General features: G+C 71.5%; 10 protein-coding genes. 4 read left to right on the top strand and 6 right to left on the bottom strand.

From position 1 onward, the window contains the following. Positions 1-37: 37 nt before the first annotated feature. Positions 38-2,590, bottom strand: a complete 2,553-nt coding sequence (locus CcI49_RS35235; protein WP_076833836.1) for a glycoside hydrolase family 3 N-terminal domain-containing protein — start codon at positions 2,588-2,590, stop codon at positions 38-40. Beyond that, positions 2,587-5,232, bottom strand: coding sequence for a glycoside hydrolase family 2 (locus tag CcI49_RS35230; protein WP_076833834.1), 2,646 nt, complete (start codon positions 5,230-5,232; stop codon positions 2,587-2,589). The genes CcI49_RS35235 and CcI49_RS35230 overlap by 4 nt, the downstream gene beginning before the upstream one ends. Before the next feature lie 249 nt (positions 5,233-5,481). Between CcI49_RS35230 and CcI49_RS35225 the strand changes: the two genes are divergently transcribed. After that, positions 5,482-6,483 carry a LacI family DNA-binding transcriptional regulator gene (locus CcI49_RS35225; RefSeq protein WP_076833832.1) on the top strand — a complete coding sequence of 334 codons (1,002 nt, stop codon included), beginning with the start codon at positions 5,482-5,484 and terminating at the stop codon, positions 6,481-6,483. Between the two features lie 294 nt (positions 6,484-6,777). Here CcI49_RS35225 and CcI49_RS35220 read toward each other — a convergent pair whose 3' ends face one another. From CcI49_RS35220 to CcI49_RS35210, 3 genes are all read right to left on the bottom strand, one after another. Next, positions 6,778-8,217 carry an MFS transporter gene (locus CcI49_RS35220; protein ID WP_076833830.1) on the bottom strand — a complete coding sequence of 480 codons (1,440 nt, stop codon included), beginning with the start codon at positions 8,215-8,217 and terminating at the stop codon, positions 6,778-6,780. A 96-nt stretch (positions 8,218-8,313) separates the two neighbouring features. After that, on the bottom strand, positions 8,314-9,879 hold the full coding sequence (locus CcI49_RS35215; RefSeq protein ID WP_076833828.1) for a serine/threonine-protein kinase: 1,566 nt from the start codon (positions 9,877-9,879) through the stop codon (positions 8,314-8,316). A 310-nt stretch (positions 9,880-10,189) separates the two neighbouring features. Next, positions 10,190-11,209: a Gfo/Idh/MocA family oxidoreductase gene (locus CcI49_RS35210; RefSeq protein WP_076833826.1), complete on the bottom strand. Its 1,020-nt coding sequence runs from the start codon at positions 11,207-11,209 to the stop codon at positions 10,190-10,192. Between the two features lie 205 nt (positions 11,210-11,414). Between CcI49_RS35210 and CcI49_RS35205 the strand changes: the two genes are divergently transcribed. Both CcI49_RS35205 and CcI49_RS35200 read left to right on the top strand, forming a co-directional pair. Continuing rightward, the gene (locus tag CcI49_RS35205) at positions 11,415-12,470 is read left to right on the top strand and encodes a LacI family DNA-binding transcriptional regulator (protein ID WP_076833894.1); all 1,056 of its coding nucleotides are present in this window, start codon (positions 11,415-11,417) and stop codon (positions 12,468-12,470) included. Between the two features lie 61 nt (positions 12,471-12,531). After that, a complete protein-coding gene (locus tag CcI49_RS35200; protein ID WP_076833824.1) occupies positions 12,532-13,719 on the top strand; it encodes a cytochrome P450 in 1,188 nt (395 codons plus the stop codon). On the opposite strand, the gene CcI49_RS35195 is transcribed toward CcI49_RS35200, so the two are convergent. Further along, positions 13,709-14,170 (bottom strand): MarR family transcriptional regulator, encoded by a 462-nt coding sequence (locus CcI49_RS35195; protein WP_054568328.1) that lies wholly within the window; start codon positions 14,168-14,170, stop codon positions 13,709-13,711. The two genes, CcI49_RS35200 and CcI49_RS35195, sit on opposite strands and share 11 nt — an antisense overlap. A gap of 173 nt (positions 14,171-14,343) precedes the next feature. On the opposite strand from CcI49_RS35195, the gene CcI49_RS35190 reads away from it, so the two are divergent. Next, positions 14,344-16,077, top strand: coding sequence for an ABC transporter ATP-binding protein (locus CcI49_RS35190; protein ID WP_076833823.1), 1,734 nt, complete (start codon positions 14,344-14,346; stop codon positions 16,075-16,077). The last annotated feature ends 76 nt before the right edge of the window (positions 16,078-16,153 follow it).

Raw genomic sequence — 16,153 nt, 5'->3', positions numbered from 1 at the left:
GCGTGCACCACAACCCGGATCGGTCGGACATCGTTGCCTACTTCCCGAGGGGAACAGGTAAGACGGTGGACACGTCGCCGACGGTCACCCTGGACAGGTAGGAGCGGCGCTCTTCGAGAACCACCCGGTCGCCGACGACGTCGAACGCGCCGCGCAGCCGGATGTCGTCGGAGGCGCTGCCCACGAGGACCTGGACCGGCCCGGGCTCCAGCCCGAAACGCCCGTCGAGGCCGAGGTAGCCGAGCTGGCTCATCGCCACGGTGAACTCGACCGGCACCGCGGTGCCGGGATCGAGGCTGATCCTGGTGAAGCCGACCAGCTCCTGGGCGGGCCGGGTGACGCCGGTCGCCTGGTCGGCGAAGTACAGCTGGACGACCTCGTCACCGGCACGCTCGCCGGAGTTGCGGACGGTCAGCCGGACCGTCACCGCCGCCTCGACGTCGGTGCCGACAGCACCGCCACCGCCACCGCCGACGACGCCGACGCCGACGCCGACGCCGCCGCCGACGCCGCCGCCGACAGCGACGTCCGACGGGCTGATCGCGAGGTCGGTGTAGTCGAACGTGGTGTAGCCCATGCCGTGGCCGAACGCGAACAGCGGGGTGGACGCCACGTCGAGATACCCCCGGTGCATGTCGTGCTCGGTCCGCCGGTAGCCGGAGCCGGTCGGCTGGCCGGAGTGGATCGGCACCTGGCCGCTGTGGCGGGGAAGCGAGATCGGGAGCCTGCCGCCCGGGTTCACATCGCCGAACAGGACCTCGGCCAGGGCGGTGGCCGCGTGCTGCCCGCCGTAGTACCCGTACAGCAGGGCGGGCAGGACGTCGACGATCTCGGCCAGCACCATCGGCCGGCCGGTGTGGACGATGCCCACGCATGGGGTGCCGGTCCGCGCCACCGCCTGGGCCAGCGCGATCTGGTTCGCCGGGAGGTCGATGTTCGCGGTGTCGCTGCCCTCGCCTTCGGTGATGCCGGGGGTGAACCAGCCTCCCCGCCCGCCGAGGGCGAGGATCACCACATCGGCGTCGCCGGCGGCCGCCACGGCCGCCGGAATGTCGGCCGGCTCGTGGTCCAGCACGCCGCACCCGGCGGTCACCGTCACCTCGGCGCCGGGTACGGCCGCGCGCACGGCCTCGGCGAGGGTCCGCGCGCCGTAGGTCTCGCGCAGGTAGTCGTCGATGGGCATCCCCAGCGGGCCGGCGAGCTCCTCGATCATCATCCGGACGGCCTCCTCGGTGACCGTGCCGGCCATCTGCTCCGTTCCGGGGATGTCGACCCGTGCTCCCCGGAACCGGGCGGCGAACATCTGCAGCGCGCCCGGGTACGTGTAGGCCGGGAACGCGAAGGCGATGCTGTCCGCGTGCGGGCCGACGAGCGCGATCCGCCGCAGGTCACGCGACAGGGGAAGCAGACCGTCGTTCTTGAGCAGCGTCACGGACTGCCGCGCGAGGCGGTGGGAGAGCCCGTCGCCGTCGCGGGCCGTCGCGGCGATGACGACCGGATCCTCGGGGACGTACGGCTGGTCGAACAGGCCGAGCGCGAACTTGTCCCGCAGCACCCGCCAGCAGGCCTGGTTCAGCTGCCCCAGCGGAACCTCACCACGGTGGACGGCTTCGGCGAGGCCGGGGCCGTAGCCGTCGGCGATCGGCAGCTCGACGTCGACGCCGGCCGCGAGCGCCAGCCGGCCGGCCTCCGCGGCGTCGCGGGCGACCCGTAGCCGCCGGTGCAGGTGGCCGATGGTGTCGTAGTCGGACACGACGGTGCCGGTGAAACCGAGCCGGTCGCGCAGCAGGCCGGTCAGGATCTCGCGGCTCGCGCCGACGGGGACGCCGTCGACGGCGCTGTACGAGTTCATCACCGCCGCAAGCCCCGCCAGCTTCACCGCGGCCTCGAACGGCCGGGCGAACACCTCGTACAGCTCACGGGCCCCTGCGGTGCTCCCGGCCATGTTCTGGCCGGCCTCGGTGAGGCCGTAGCCCAGGAAGTGCTTGCCCGTCGCGATCGCGCCGTCGCGCAGGTCGGTGCCCTGCAGGCCGCGGGTGAACGCGACGCTCATCGCCGAGACCAGGTACGGGTCCTCGCCGTAGGTCTCGTGCACCCGGCCCCAGCGGGCGTCCCGGGCGACGTCCATGACCGGCGACAGGACGAACGGGTGGCCGATCGCCCGGACCTGCCGGCGCAGGATCGTCGCCATCTCCTCGACGTCCGCCGGGTTCCAGGTGGCGGCCAGCGCGATCGCGGTCGGGAACGTCGTGAACCCGGGGGACACCACTCCGTTCAGCGCCTCGATGTGGAAGATCGCCGGGATGCCGAGCCGGGTGTGGGTGACCAGGAACCGCTGGATCTCGTTGACGGTCCTCGCCACCTGCGCGGGCGACTTGTGGCCGAGCATGCCCAGCGCGGCGATGTGCCCGATACCCAGTCCCAGGTCGCGCTCCGCCGCGTCCTGGAGCAGGCCGTCGACACCGACGAGGCCGATCGGCATCACGCCGGTGACCTGCTGCGCCTTCTCCTCGACGGTCATCGCCCAGAGCAGATCGGTAGCACGCTGTTCAGGGCTCAGGGCCGGGCTGCCTGCGGGTGCGCCGGTCATCGCGCGGCCTCCGCCTGGTCTGCGTCTGCCGGCGCTGCCTCCGCCTGGTGTGCCGGTGCTGCCTCGACGCGGACGACGGCCGGTGCGCAGCCGTCCGCGGTCACCGTCACCGTGATCACACCAGGCCCGGTCGGACGGATCACAGCGAGCGCACGCCCGTCGAAGGTCGTCCGGGTCCGGTCGAAGAAGTTCTCCTCCGGCCGCGGGTCCGCGCTGCCGAACCCCTGCAGCACACCCGGCCCGGTCAGCTCGACAGCCACCGGGCGGTCCGCGGTGTTGTGGAGGTTGCCGGCGGCGTCGACCAGGGTGACGGTCACGAAGGCGAGGTCGCGGTCATCGGCCGTGATCCGAGACCGGTCGGCGGTGACATCGAGCCGGACGTCACCGGTGGCGGACCGCAGGGACGTCCGGCCGGTCTCCCGGCCTTCGATGTAGGCGACGGCGGTCAGCTCACCGGGCTGGTAGACGGTTTCGAACGCGGCGGTGAAACGGTTCTTCTCCCCCGCCGGCTCCCTGCCGACCGAGCGGCCGTCGATCAGGAGCTCGACCTCGTCCGCGGCGGAGTAGACGTCGATCCGCACCGGCCGGCCCTCATGGCCGGCCCAGCTCCAGCTGGAGATCGAGTCGCTCCACGACCACCAGGTCGCCAGCCGCACCTGGTCGCCGTGCCGGTCGGGGCGGTGGACGGCGATGTAGGGCTCGGCGCGCAGGCCGAAAACGATCTCCCGGTAGTAGGAGGCGGGGCGCCGGTGGCCGGTGATGTCGATGTCACCGCACCAGGCCGCCAGCCACGGGTAGGCACCCTGATGGCCCGGCATGCCCCCGGCCGTCGGCGCCGGATCGCTCTGGTACTCGACCCGGCCGATCCCGGGCTCACCGAGGTAGTCCCAGCCGGTCCAGGTGAAGTCGCCGATGACGTGGCTGTTGTCCTGGACGAGCCGCCAGTTGCGGTCGATGTCGGTCGGGTAGGTCTCCGTACCGACGATCACCCGGTTGGGGAACAGCGTCCGGTCGAGCTCGTACCGGGAGTCGAGGTAGTTGTAGCCGGCGATGTCGAGGTAGGCCATCGCCTCCGCGGTGCGGGAGGTGACCAGCTCCGAGGTCATCAGCATCGGCATGAACTGGCGGAAGCGGGTCATGGCCGCGTTCACGTCGAGGTTCTCGGCACCGGACGCCTCGGCACCAGCCACACCGGCCGCCTCGGCACCGGCCGCACCCGCCGCACCGGACGTCTCGGCACCAGCCGCGCGGGACGGTTCGGCACCGGACGCACCCGTCGCTCCGGCGTCCGTCTCCGCCGGTCGGGCACCGCCGCCGGTCAGGGAGCCGAGCAGTTCCGGGCCGCCGGCGAACATGCCGTTCACGCCGTTGGTGATGAGCCGGGTGCCGTCGAGCTCACGGACCCGCTCGGCCAGCCGGCGACTGAACACGGCGCCTACCGGACCGCCGATCTCCGGGATCTCGTTGCCGATCGAGTAGAAGACGACGCACGGATGGTTCTGATCCTTGGCGACCATGGCCCGCAGGTCGGACTCCCAGGAGGCGGCGAAGTCACCGGCGTGGTCGTCGGCCGTCTTCGACCTGGTCCAGACGTCGCTCAGCTCATCCATGACCAGCATGCCGAGCTGGTCGCAGGCGTCGAGCAACGCGGCGCTGACCGGGTTGTGGGCACTGCGGATCGCGTTGAAGCCGGCCTGCTTGAGGATCTCCACCCGGCGGTGCTCGGCCCGGTCGATGGTGGCCGCGCCGAGCACCCCGTTGTCGTGGTGGATGCAGGCGCCGCGCAGTTTCACCGGTTCGCCGTTGATCCGCAGGCCCCGGCGGGCGTCGACGGTCAGGGAACGGATGCCGAAGCGCGTGGTCTCCTCGTCCAGCCGTTCGCCCTCGGCGGTCACGGTCGTCCGGCAGGTGTGGAGGTACGGATGATCAACGCCCCATCGGCGCGGCTCGGTCACGGTCAGCCGCTGGCGCAGGGTGGCCGTGTCGCCGGGGAAGACGGTGACCGGGGCGACGTCCCGGGCGACGATCTCGCCTCCGGCATCCGCGATCTCGGTGCGCACCTCGACCGTCCGCGTCACGGCCGACTGGTTCTGGACGTCGGTCGCCACGGCGACGACAGCCAGCTCCCCGTCGATGACCGGGGTCGTGACGCGTACGCCGTCGAGTGCGACGTGCAGCAGACCGCCGACGATGAGGCTCACGCCGCGGTAAAGGCCGCCGCCGGAATACCACCGGGTGTCGTCCTGGCTGCGCGCCTCGACCCGCACCTCGTTCTCCGCGCCATACCGCAGCAGATGGTCGACCGGCACGCGGAAGGTGGAATAGCCGCTGGCGCACTGCCCGGCCAGGTCATCGTTGACGTACACCCGGGCCTGGCGGTAAACGCCCTCGAACTCCAGCGTGACCCGCCGCTCTCGGTGCTCCGCCGGCACGGGGAACGACTTCCTGTATTCGTAGCCGTCCGCCGGGAAGTAGCCACGATGAGCCGATTCCGGGTCGGAACCGGACCGCTCGCGGCACACCATCGCGTCATGGGGCAGCCGGACAGGCTCCCAGCCGTCGGTCGCCCTGCCGAGCAATGCCTGGAACGTGTCGGGCTTCCGCCGATACGACCAGTCGTCGTTGAACGATGTGCGGATCAATCGAAGCTCTCCCGGTCGTGGCTGAACTCGGCTGCCCACCGGCGGTGGCAGCCTCGACGGCAGGTGGGCCCTCGCGGCGAAGCCTCTGGCTGTGCGGGGCGGAGCTGGAGGGTGATGCATCCCGCATCCGGTTCACTAGCGGGCACTAGTGATGAGGCCCGTAAGCTAGCATCGCCGACTAGCGCGCACAAGTGCGTACGAGGACGATCCTGTCCGGGTCGTCCGGCTGCGAGGACGGGGGGCCGGCGGGTGACCGCGTCAGAATCGGCGACCGGCCGGCGGGTGACCGCCCAGGACGTCGCCCGCGAGGCGGGGGTGTCGCGGGCGACCGTCGGGTTCGTCCTGAACAACACCCCGGGCCAGACCATCCCGGAGCACACCCGCGAGCGGGTGCTGCGGGCCGCCGCACGCCTCGACTACCGGCCGAACAGCGCCGCCCGCGCGCTCGCCAGCGGGCGCAGCCGGATCATCCTGCTCGTGCTGCCCGACTGGCCGATCGAGTTCCGGCTGCAGAACTACCTGGACGAGGCGTCCCTCGTCCTGGACCGGGCCGGCTACTCGCTGGTGACCTACACCCGCCACCCCGACCGGACGTCGCGGCCGCTGTGGGAGTCCCTCAGCCCGGACCTGGTGGTCGGCCCGGCACCGTTCAGCGCGCCGGACATCGCGTCGATGCTCGCCTGCGGCGTCAGGGAGATCTACCCGGACCCGGACCACCCGGGCACCACCGACGTCTCGCTGGCGATCAGCGCCGGGCCGGAGCTTCAGGTCGAGCACCTCCACGGCACCGGCCATCGCAGGCTGGTGTACGCGGCCTTCACGGAGGACCACCCCTCCTCGATGATCATTGCCCGCCATCGGGCGGCGTCCGACCGGGCCCGGTCCCTGGGCCTGGCGGCACTCGGCCTGGAGCGCATCCACTACCGCGACGACTCCCCCGACGACGCGATACGCCGCTGGCTCGGCACCGGTATCACCGGCGTGGTCGCCTTCAACGACGATGTCGCCGCCGCGGTCACCGGCGCGGCGGTCCGCGCCGGCCTGCGGATGCCGGCGGATCTCGCGGTGATCGGTCATGACGACTCCCCGATCTCGGCGATGTTCGTGCCCGCGCTGTCCACCATCCGGTTCGACACGGCCGCGCTGGGGCGTGGGTTCGCCGACTTCGCGCTCCACCTGATCGACGGCCGCCCCCTGCCCGCCTCGTACGCCGTGCCGAAACCCGTCCTCGTGCGGCGCGCCACCAGCTGAGGCCTTCCCGGCGGCTTCGCCCTGGAGCCAGGCATCCTGCCCATCGGCAACACGGCGGTAATGTCAGGATCCCAACTATCTCGCGCTAGCTTTCGGCGCGAGCCGGGCCGCCTGGCGCCCGGCGCCACCGCGACGGAGGGCAGCGCACAGAGCCTCCACCGACCCGGCGAACGGGTGCTCAGGTGCGCCATCCACGATCGGGAACGAGGGGCATGATTCCCCGGCCTCCGCCTCGCGGGCCGTGCCGAAGCCCTCCCTCGCGGGGCGATACCAGCGCGACCAACGGCCCGTGGGTCAGACCCGACGGGCCCTCCGGCTGTTCCGCAGTATCAGAACCAGCGCCGCCCCGGTCGCGGCAACACCGGCGGTGAACAGGAGACCGTTGGAGTATCCCTCGTCTCGGTAGAACCGGACGCCGTGAATGATCTGGCTGTCCCGGGCGAGAATGATGAAGGCCAGTTGGCTGAGAATGGTCTGGGTGGCCCCTTGCGCCATTGACTGGGCGCCGTTGGCCAGGGCCTGTTCCGCTGGGTGCACCGCCTGGATGACCAGGATGGGAACAGTGGCCACCACGAGGCCCATGCCCACCGCGGTCCCGGCGCCGAGGAGCATCAACTGCGGCACGGTGTGGTGGTGCACGGAGATCGCACCATAGCCGCCGGCGACGAGCAGGCCGCCGAAGGCCAGCAGGAGCCAGGGATCGATCCGACGGGCAGCCATCCCGGCCGCTATCGCACCCAGAAGAACCAGGACACTGCTGGGCGCATTGACCAGCGCGTTCTTGGTCGCGGAGAACCCCAGGCCGTCGGACACGCCGGGGATCGTCGGCATCAGGGCGAGCAGGAACATCACCGTGCCGACGGCGTACGCTGCCCCGCCGACCAGTGAGGTCGTCAGCAGCATGGTCCAGACCGACCGCCGTTTCAGCAGGGGCAGCGGAAACATCGGATGCGGCACCCGGCTTTCGACGAAGGCGAAACCGGCCACCGCGGCGAGACCGCCGCCGATGAACAGAAGGGTGCGGGCACTGGCCCAGCCCCAGCCTGCGCCCTCACCGATCCCGTAGATGACCGCGGTCAGGCCACCGCCGAGCAGGAGCCCGCCCAGCCAGTCGATGCGGGTGCGTTCCTCGCGCACGGGACTCTCGGGAACGAGAAGCACGAGCGCCGCAAGGCCGATCGCGCTGGCGGCGGCCATGAACCACAGCGCGCCGCGGAAGCCGAAACCGTCGACGAGCCACGCGGACAGAAACGGGCCGCCGAGCGCGACCAGCCCGACGCCGCCGCCCAGCAGGCCGCTGGCCGGACCGACGAGCCGGCGCGGGAAGACGTCACGAACCATCGAACAGGCCAGCGCGGCGATCGGACCGTAGCACCCGGCAATGCCACGTCCGATCAGCAGCATGGAGTAGTTCGTCGCGAGGGCGGCGATCACGTCACCCACCAGGCCGAGGACGGTGATGACCACCATGACGCGCTTCTTGCCGTACATGGCCGCAGCCTTGACCACGAACGGCGTGACGAAGGTGCCGACCAGTGCCGTGACCAATGTGAACCACGAGATCCTCGCGGTGTGAAAATGTATGGCGATGTCGGCCTGAATGTTGCCGGACAGCAGGCCGACCAGCCCCAGGAGCTGGGATGCCCACATCAGCACAAGCAGGATCAGCGCATTTCGCGCGCCGAATCCGGATTCTCCGGATGCTGTCCGGGACGGGGCCGCGATAAGGGTCATGAACGGCTCCTGTCTTCTCGAATGGTGAAACCCCTGGCACCAGGGGCACGCCGACAGCGCCGTAACACCGTTGTTCAGGACGGGCGACGGCCCCGGCTACAACGGAATGGAACCGCCACCACTGGCCGGGCTGTCATGGAGTTCCAGCCGCCGCGGTGTGGCGTCAGGCGGTAGGTCGAACACCATCCTGCCGTGAATGGACGCACCCGGCTCGGCGGTGTTCCAGATCGTCTCGCCGGGCAGGTAGTAGCGCGACAGGTAGTCGGCGGTGCGACGGGCCCCGGTGCTGTCGTACACGTACTGGTAGGAACTATCCAGGGCACGGGGCGACGTACCGGTGTTACGGATCGTTATGGCGACCAGGCAGAACTGGCCAGCCGGGTGGCGGGCCAGGAACCCGAGGCCGAGTTGTTCGACCCCGCATTCGACGCCGTCGACGGCAAACGACAACGGGCCGTCCTGGAAGGCGCCGGGGCCCGGTGCGGTACGCGGGCCGGAAAGCGGCATGGCCGAGGAGTCCGCCGGTACGGCCGGGGACGCCACCGACGTGGCCGGGGTGGCCGAGGTGGCCGGGGATTCCACCGGCGTCGCCGCAGGAGTGGCCGGCTCAGCCGACGTCCCGTCATCGCGGTTCGCCGCCAGCCTGATCGCGGTGAGGGCCACCATGACCAGCACGAGGCTGACGGTCAGCAGAACGCGGCCACGTCCCCGGAGCCGCCGCCGCGCATCCGCGGACCGGTCCGCGGACCGGTCCGGCGAGCGCGCGAGCTCCGCGGTGAGCCCGAGCAGGCGGACAGCCGGATCGGTGGAGTGCTCCCCCGGCCGGCGCTCGACCAGACGCAGGAGCAGGTCCCGGGCATCAGGCCGGCCGGCCGCGTCTTTCGTCAACGCATCGCGGACGAGATCCACCACCTGCCCGGGCAGGCCGGTCAGGTCCGGTTCGGCGGCGGTGATCCGGTGGGAAAGCTCGACATCCGGGCCGTCCCCGAAAGGGTGCCGCCCGGTGCCCGCATAGGCGACAAGAATGCCCCAGGCAAACACGTCAGCCGCCGCCCCGATCGGCTGACCGTTGATCTGCTCGGGTGCCATCCACCCCGCCGAGCCGAACCCCCAGGCCGTCGGCTTACCGGCGCCATCGCGGGCACGGGCGATACCGAAGTCAATGACTCGCGGACCGGTCAGTGAGAGGATCACATTGCTGGGTTTGAGATCCCGGTGGACCAGCCCGGCATGGTGAATCGCGGTCAACGCCGTCGCGACCCCGACTGCCAGCCCGGTAAGAGTCGACGAGTCGAGCGGCCCCCCGTCGGCGACGGCGTTGTCCAGCCGGGGGCCGTCGATGAACTCGGTCACCAGGTACGGCGCGAACGCATCCGGGTCGGCGTCGAGAACCTCGGCGGTGCAGAACGAGGCGACGCTGCGAGCCGCCTCGACCTCCCACCGGAACCGCCTGCGGAACTCCTGGTCCCTCGCCCGATCCGACCTGATCACCTTGACCGCGACCGGCCTCCCCTGCTGGTCGCGCGCGTAGTAGACGGCGCCCATCCCACCCACGCCCAACCGGCTCATCAGCACATAGGGGCCGATGACGGTCGGCTCGTGCGGAAGCAGGGGTTCGCCCGGGACGGACACACCGTGCGCAGTCTCCACCGCCACCTTCATCCGAGCCGGGGCCGGCCGCACATTCTGATCTGGTCGACGGCCGTGCCCGGGCGTCTATGCACCCCCGCGCAATACTGTCCCGGCCGGGCCGCTCCGTCATCGTCCATCCGCAGGCAGTACCGGCTACGTATGACGCAGTACCTTTCCGGCCGCCGTACTCCAACCGGAGTACCTGCCGCGGCTCCGGCTCCGGCTCCGGCCGACGACAAGCCGGCCGGCCGGTTTGTCGTCGGCGCCCTGACCGCCCCCGGATACCGGCAACCGCCAGCCTGCCGCTCGGCCTACAGGCAGACGTATGACCACCCTGTCGTCAGGCGTTGTCGGCTGGGTAGTGCACCCCGATCCGGGCTCGCACAGTGTCGAGGGTTCGCATGATCGCGACGGTTTCGTCCAGCGGCATGATGTCGCTTTCGAGGTGCCCCGACCGCAGCCGTTCGTGGACGTGACGGGCCTGGTGGTGCAGGCCGCCCCCGGCCGTCTCGTCCCCACGGCCATCGCCGTCCCGGGCGGCCGGCAGGCGCAGGCGCTCGACGGCGCCGGCCCGTTGCACGACGAGCTCGTCGGGGCAGTGCATGAAGGCCGGCAGCTCGATGCTTCCGGCGGTGCCGGTGACCCGGCCGGTGCAGGCCAGGTTGGCCCGCAGCGACGCCTTGGCGACGGCGAACGCGCCGCTGTCGTAGGAGGTCAGGACGGCCAGGTGCTCATCGACGCCGGTCTCGCCGAGCTGCCCGAACGCCGCCACCAGGCTCGGCTCCCCGAGCAGCATGCTGGCCAGCGACACCGGGTAGACACCGAGATCCAGCAGTGCGCCGCCGCCCAGGGCCGGGTCGAACAGCCGGTGGGTGGGTGTCATCGGCACCCGGAACCCGAAGTCGCCCTCGACCGAGAGCACGGTGCCGATCTCGCCGGCCGTGACCAGTTCGCGCAGCCTGACGTAGGCGGGCAGGAAGCGGCTCCACATCGCCTCCATCAGAAACCTGCCCTGTGCTCTTGCGGCGGCCACCATTTCGGCGGCCTGGCCGGCGTTCAGCGCGAACGGCTTCTCGCACAGCACGCCGTGGCCGGATTCCAGGAAAAGCAGGGTGTGCTCGTGGTGGTGCGAGTGGGGCGAGGCGACATAGACGATGTCGATGTCGTCGTCGGTGGCCAGGCTCTCGTATGAGCCGTACCTGCGGTGCGGCGCGATGCCGTACGTCTCGCCGAACTCGTCGGCGGTCGCCCGGTTGCGGGAGCCGACGGCCACCAGTTCGGCTTCCGGAAGGCGGCCCAGCGCGTCGGCGAAGCCCCTGGCGATCGCTCCGGTCCCCGCGATGCCCCAGCGTAAGGCCATGTGTACCCCGTTCTCCGAAGAATGCCGCGGTCGGGTGCCGCCCGTTCCTCTCACGATCGGGGAAGGTCGGCCCGGTGGGCGGTGTCACGCAGCACTTGCACCCGGAGGTTACACGTGTAACATGACCCTCGCCGGCAAGTTACACGTGTAACTTGATCACAGAGTCGAACGGGTGTAGCGCGGGCAGAGGATGGGTGATCGCACGATGCCGGTTGATGGTCGACGGGGCGAGGAGCTGTCGAGGCTGCCCGCGGGGCCGGGGCCGGGGCCGTCCAGGCCCACCAGCGCCGACGTGGCGCGCCGTGCCGGGGTGTCACGGGCGACGGTCTCCCACGTTCTCAACGGCACCGACCATCCGGTCAGCGAACAGACCCGGCAGCGGGTCCTGGTCGCGGCGCGGGAGCTGCAGTACGCCCCGAACGCCTCGGCGCGTGCCCTGCGCGCCGGGCGCAGCAACGTCGTCCTGGTGCCCATGCTGCGGTCCGCGACCGTGCCCGGCGCGGACCGGTTCCTCGAGAACCTCGACCGGGAGCTGGCCGCTCGCGACCTGGTCCTGCTGATGCACGGCGACCGCACCACCAGCGGGGTGCGAGGGGCTCAGGCCTGGGCCGAGCTTCGCCCCGCCGCCGTGTACGTCAACGTGGCCCGCGGTACCCCGGCCGCCGTAGAACTTCTGCGCCGGGCAGGCGTGCAGGCGGTCCTGCTCACCGGTGCCCCGCGGGTGGACTACGCGCCCACCGTGCCACTCGATCCCGCCGCGGTGGCCAGCCTCGCGACCCGGCACCTGATCGCGCGGGGCTGTCGGCGCCTCGCCTGCCTGGTGCCCGCCGGGCCGCTGGCGGAGCTGCCCACGCAGCGCTATGAGGCGGTCGTGGAGGTCGCGTCGGCCGCCGACGTGCCCGTCGAGCGGGTGGACTGCGAGCTCTCCTCGGACAGCATCGCGCCGGTGGTGGACCGGTGGCGCGACCCGGCGCACCGGCCGGACGCGGTCTACACCAACAGCGACCCGTTCGCCATCCTGCTCATCGACAAACTGCGCGCCGCGGGCATCGAGGTTCCCCGCGACATCGCGGTGGTCGGTTCGGGTGACCACCCGCTGGGTGCCGCGCTGCGGCCCGCGATCACCACCGCCACCTTCGACGTCCCGGCGATAGCCCGGGTGGTCGCCTCCTCGATCCGGCGGCTCCTCGACGGATCGGACCTGGATCCGGGCCTGGAGGCCGCCCTGCGACCGCACCTGATTGTCAGGGAGTCCGGGTGAGGACCTTTCCCCGGAAAAGCCCACGCCTCATCCGGCGATTACGACGAGAGGACTTATCGACATGACGGACGATCTGTACTGGGACCCGTTCGACAAGGAGATCGACGTCGACCCGCACCCGCGGTGGAAGCGGATGCGCGACGAGGCGCCGGTCTATCGCAACGAGAAGTTCGACTTCTACGCCCTCTCCCGCTTCGCCGACGTCGACGCGGCCCATCTCGATCCGACGACGTACAGCTCCAGGTACGGCACCGTCCTCGAGCTCATGAAGCCGGAGCCCTGGGACACCGGGCAGATAATCTTCATGGACCCGCCCGCGCACACCACCCTGCGCGTGCTGGTCTCCCGGGCCTTCACCCCGCGCCGGGTCGGCGGTCTCGAAGGCGTCATCCGGGACCTGTGCGCCGAGCTTCTCGACCCGCAGATCGGCGGCGGCGGGTTCGACTACGTCCAGGACTTCGCCGCCCAGCTCCCCTCACTGGTCATCTCCCAGCTCATCGGCGTCGACCCCGCCGACCGGGAGGACGTCCGAAAGATGATCGACGGGACGTTCTACCTGGACCCGGAGAAGGGCATGTTCAACGAGACCGCCATGGCGGCCACCGCCCGGTTCCACGGCTACCTCACCGCCCAGCTCGAGGAGCGGGCCAAGAGCCCCCGCGACGACATGATGACCGCGCTCATCCAGGCGGAGATCGCGGCCGAGGGCGGCACCCGCCGCCTCAGCCTGCGCGAGGCCACGGACTTCACCGCGCTGCTCGTCTCGGCGGGCACGGAGACCGTCGCCCGCCTGCTCGGCTGGGCCTGCGTGCTGCTGGCCGCCCACCCCGACCAGCGGGCCGACCTGGCCGCCGACCCGGCACTGCTGCCGGGCGCCGTCGAGGAGACCCTGCGCCACGAGGCGCCGTCCCCCGTCCAGGGCCGCATGGCCACCCGCGACATCGACCTGCACGGCACCCGGATTCCGGCGATGTCGAAGGTCCTGCTGCTCACCGGCTCCGCCGGCCGCGACGACCGCAAGTACGACGACCCGGACCGCTACGACATCCGGCGCAGGTTCGACAGCCACGTCTCCTTCGGCCACGGCGTCCACTTCTGCCTCGGCGCCGCGCTCGCCCGCATGGAGGGACGCATCGCCCTGGAGGAGACCCTGCGCCGTTTCCCGGCCTGGGACATCGACCACGAGAACACGGTCCGCCTGCATACCAGCACCGTGCGCGGCTACGAGAAGCTGCCGATCATTCTCTGATCGGCCCGTCCGGCCCTTCCCCCTCCTCGGCCCGGGGGGCGAGGAGGTCGGCCAGTGCCTGCAGCGCGACCTTCACCCGCTCGACGTCGGCCGGGTCGGCGCTGTCGATCGCCGCGGCCACGGCGGCGTCGATCTCGGCTGGCGGGCGGGCCTGGGCGCGCTCCAGCGTCGACGCGGTCAGGTGGACGAGGGTGCGGCGCCGGTCGCGCGGATCGGCCGCGGTCTCGACCGCACCCTCGTCCCGCAGCCGGGCGACGCACACCGAGACCTGGCTCTGCGGGAAGCGGACGCGGGCGGCGATGTCGGAGATCGAGGTGCCCGGGTTCTCGAAGATGTCGAACACGACCGCGCGGGTCGGCGCGGACATCTGGCGGAAGCCGATCTCGGGCATCGCCTGCTCGCCCAGCTTCATCAGCCGGCGGCCCAGCTGGAAGAGCTCGAATCCGTCCACGCGGCAACGTTACCGTTCCGTCAACCTAGATGCATAACTCTTGATGTAGTTGCCGAGATCGGGTTATCGTCGGCGCGCCCCGGTTCCGCACCGCGCCGGTACCGCGCCCCGGAGCCACACCTCGGAACCGCACGCCACGGTTCCGCACCCCCGGCCAGACCGTGAGGGGACGCATGCTGACCCGACTGCTTCCGCGTTACCTCCGCCCGTACCGGCGGATGACCGTCGCCGTCCTGGCGCTGCAGGTCGCCCAGACCGCGGGCGCCCTGTACCTGCCGGCGCTGAGCGCCGACGTCATCGACCACGGCGTCCTCGCCGGCGACACCGGCCGCATCGTGCGGCTCGGCGGCGTGATGGTCGTCGTCTCGCTCGGCCAGCTGGCCTGCGCCGTCGCCGCCGCTGTACTGGGCGCGCGGGTGGCCACCTACCTGGCCCGTGACCTGCGCGCGGAGATCTTCGCCCGGGTGCTCGCCTTCTCCGCGCGGGAGCTCGACCGGTTCGGTGCCGCGTCCCTGAGCATCCGGGCCACCGTCGACGTCCAGCAGATCCAGATGCTCGTCCAGCTCACGCTCACATTCATGATCACGGCACCGCTCATGTGCGTGGGCGGGATCGCCTTCGCGCTCGGCCAGGACGTCGTGCTGTCGCTGCTGCTGGCCGTGGTCATACCGGCGCTGGGCCTGGTGGTCTGGCTGATCGTGGGCGGCATGACGCCGCTGTCGGAGGCGCTGCAGACCGCGATCGACGCGACCGGCCGGATTCTGGGCGAGCAGATCGCCGGCCTGCGCGTGATCCGGGCCTTCGTCCGCGAGGACCACGAACGGGCCCGGTTCGCCGCGGTGAACCGCCAGCTCACCGACGTGTCGCTGCGGCTGGGCCAGCTCTCGGCGCTGATCTTCCCGGTTATCACTGCGGTGGGCAGCCTGGCCGGGGTCGCCGTGGTGTGGTTCGGCGCCCGGCGGGTCGACTCGGGGGCGATCCAGGTGGGGGCGCTGACGGCGTTCCTCGGCTACCTGCTGCAGATCCTCGGCGCGGCCATCACGGCCACCTTCCTGCTGCGGCAGCTGCCGCGGGCCGAGGTCTGCGCGCGGCGCATCGACGAGGTCCTGGCCTCCACCCCGACCGTCCGCCCGCCGGACCGGCCGGTCACCGCCCTGCCCCGCCCCGGCCTGGTCGAGCTGCGCCAGGCCGGATTCCGCTACCCGGGCGCCGAGGCGGCCGTGCTGCACGGCGTCGACCTCGTCGCCGAACCCGGACGGACCGTCGCCGTCGTCGGCGGCACCGGCAGCGGGAAGAGCCTGCTGCTCAGCCTGATCCCCCGGCTGGCCGACGTCACCGAAGGCGAGGTGCGGGTGGGCGGGCACGACGTCCGGGCACTCGACGGTGCCGCGCTGCGCCAGGCGATCGGCTACGTCCCGCAGCGCCCGCACCTGTTCTCGGGGACGGTCGCCACGAACCTGCGCCTGGCCGACCCGGACGCCTCCGACGCCGACCTGTGGCGGGCGCTGGAGATCGCGCAGGCCCGCGAGTTCGTCGAGGCGCTGCCCGAGGGGCTGGCCGCGCCGATCACCCAGGGCGGCACGAACGTCTCCGGCGGCCAGCGCCAGCGGCTGGCCATCGCGCGTGCCCTGGTCGGCCGGCCCGCGATCTACCTGTTCGACGACTCGTTCGGCGCGCTGGACTACGCCACCGACGCCAGGCTGCGGGCGGCGCTGGCCCGGGAGACCGCCGACGCCACGGTGATCATCGTGGCCCAGCGGGTGAGCACCATCCGCGACGCCGACCGCATCCTGGTGCTCGACAGCGGGCGCGTGGTCGGCGACGGCACCCACGACCAGCTGCTGGCCGGCAACCCGACCTACCGCGAGATCGTGCGGTCCCAGCTCTCCGCGGCGGAAGCGGCGTGAGCAGCGGAAGCGGCGTGAGCCTCATCGGCGGTGGACGCGGCACAAGCGGCGGGGGCGGCGAGGGCGGCGGAAGCGG

This window comes from Frankia sp. CcI49, assembly GCF_001983215.1.
Taxonomy (GTDB): domain Bacteria; phylum Actinomycetota; class Actinomycetes; order Frankiales; family Frankiaceae; genus Parafrankia; species Parafrankia irregularis.
The sequence above is the reverse complement of the archived record's forward strand: the minus strand, read 5'-3'. Positions and strand labels throughout refer to the sequence as shown.

What these genes read in the sequence shown, in the direction of transcription:
- CcI49_RS35215 (WP_076833828.1), bottom strand. Translation starts at nt 9,879, where the DNA reads ATGAAGGTGGCGGTGGAGACTGCGCACGGTGTGTCCGTCCCGGGCGAA.
- CcI49_RS35210 (WP_076833826.1), bottom strand. Translation starts at nt 11,209, where the DNA reads ATGGCCTTACGCTGGGGCATCGCGGGGACCGGAGCGATCGCCAGGGGC.
- CcI49_RS35220 (WP_076833830.1), bottom strand. Translation starts at nt 8,217, where the DNA reads ATGACCCTTATCGCGGCCCCGTCCCGGACAGCATCCGGAGAATCCGGA.
- CcI49_RS35200 (WP_076833824.1), top strand. Translation starts at nt 12,532, where the DNA reads ATGACGGACGATCTGTACTGGGACCCGTTCGACAAGGAGATCGACGTC.
- CcI49_RS35190 (WP_076833823.1), top strand. Translation starts at nt 14,344, where the DNA reads ATGCTGACCCGACTGCTTCCGCGTTACCTCCGCCCGTACCGGCGGATG.
- CcI49_RS35235 (WP_076833836.1), bottom strand. Translation starts at nt 2,590, where the DNA reads ATGACCGGCGCACCCGCAGGCAGCCCGGCCCTGAGCCCTGAACAGCGT.
- CcI49_RS35205 (WP_076833894.1), top strand. Translation starts at nt 11,415, where the DNA reads ATGCCGGTTGATGGTCGACGGGGCGAGGAGCTGTCGAGGCTGCCCGCG.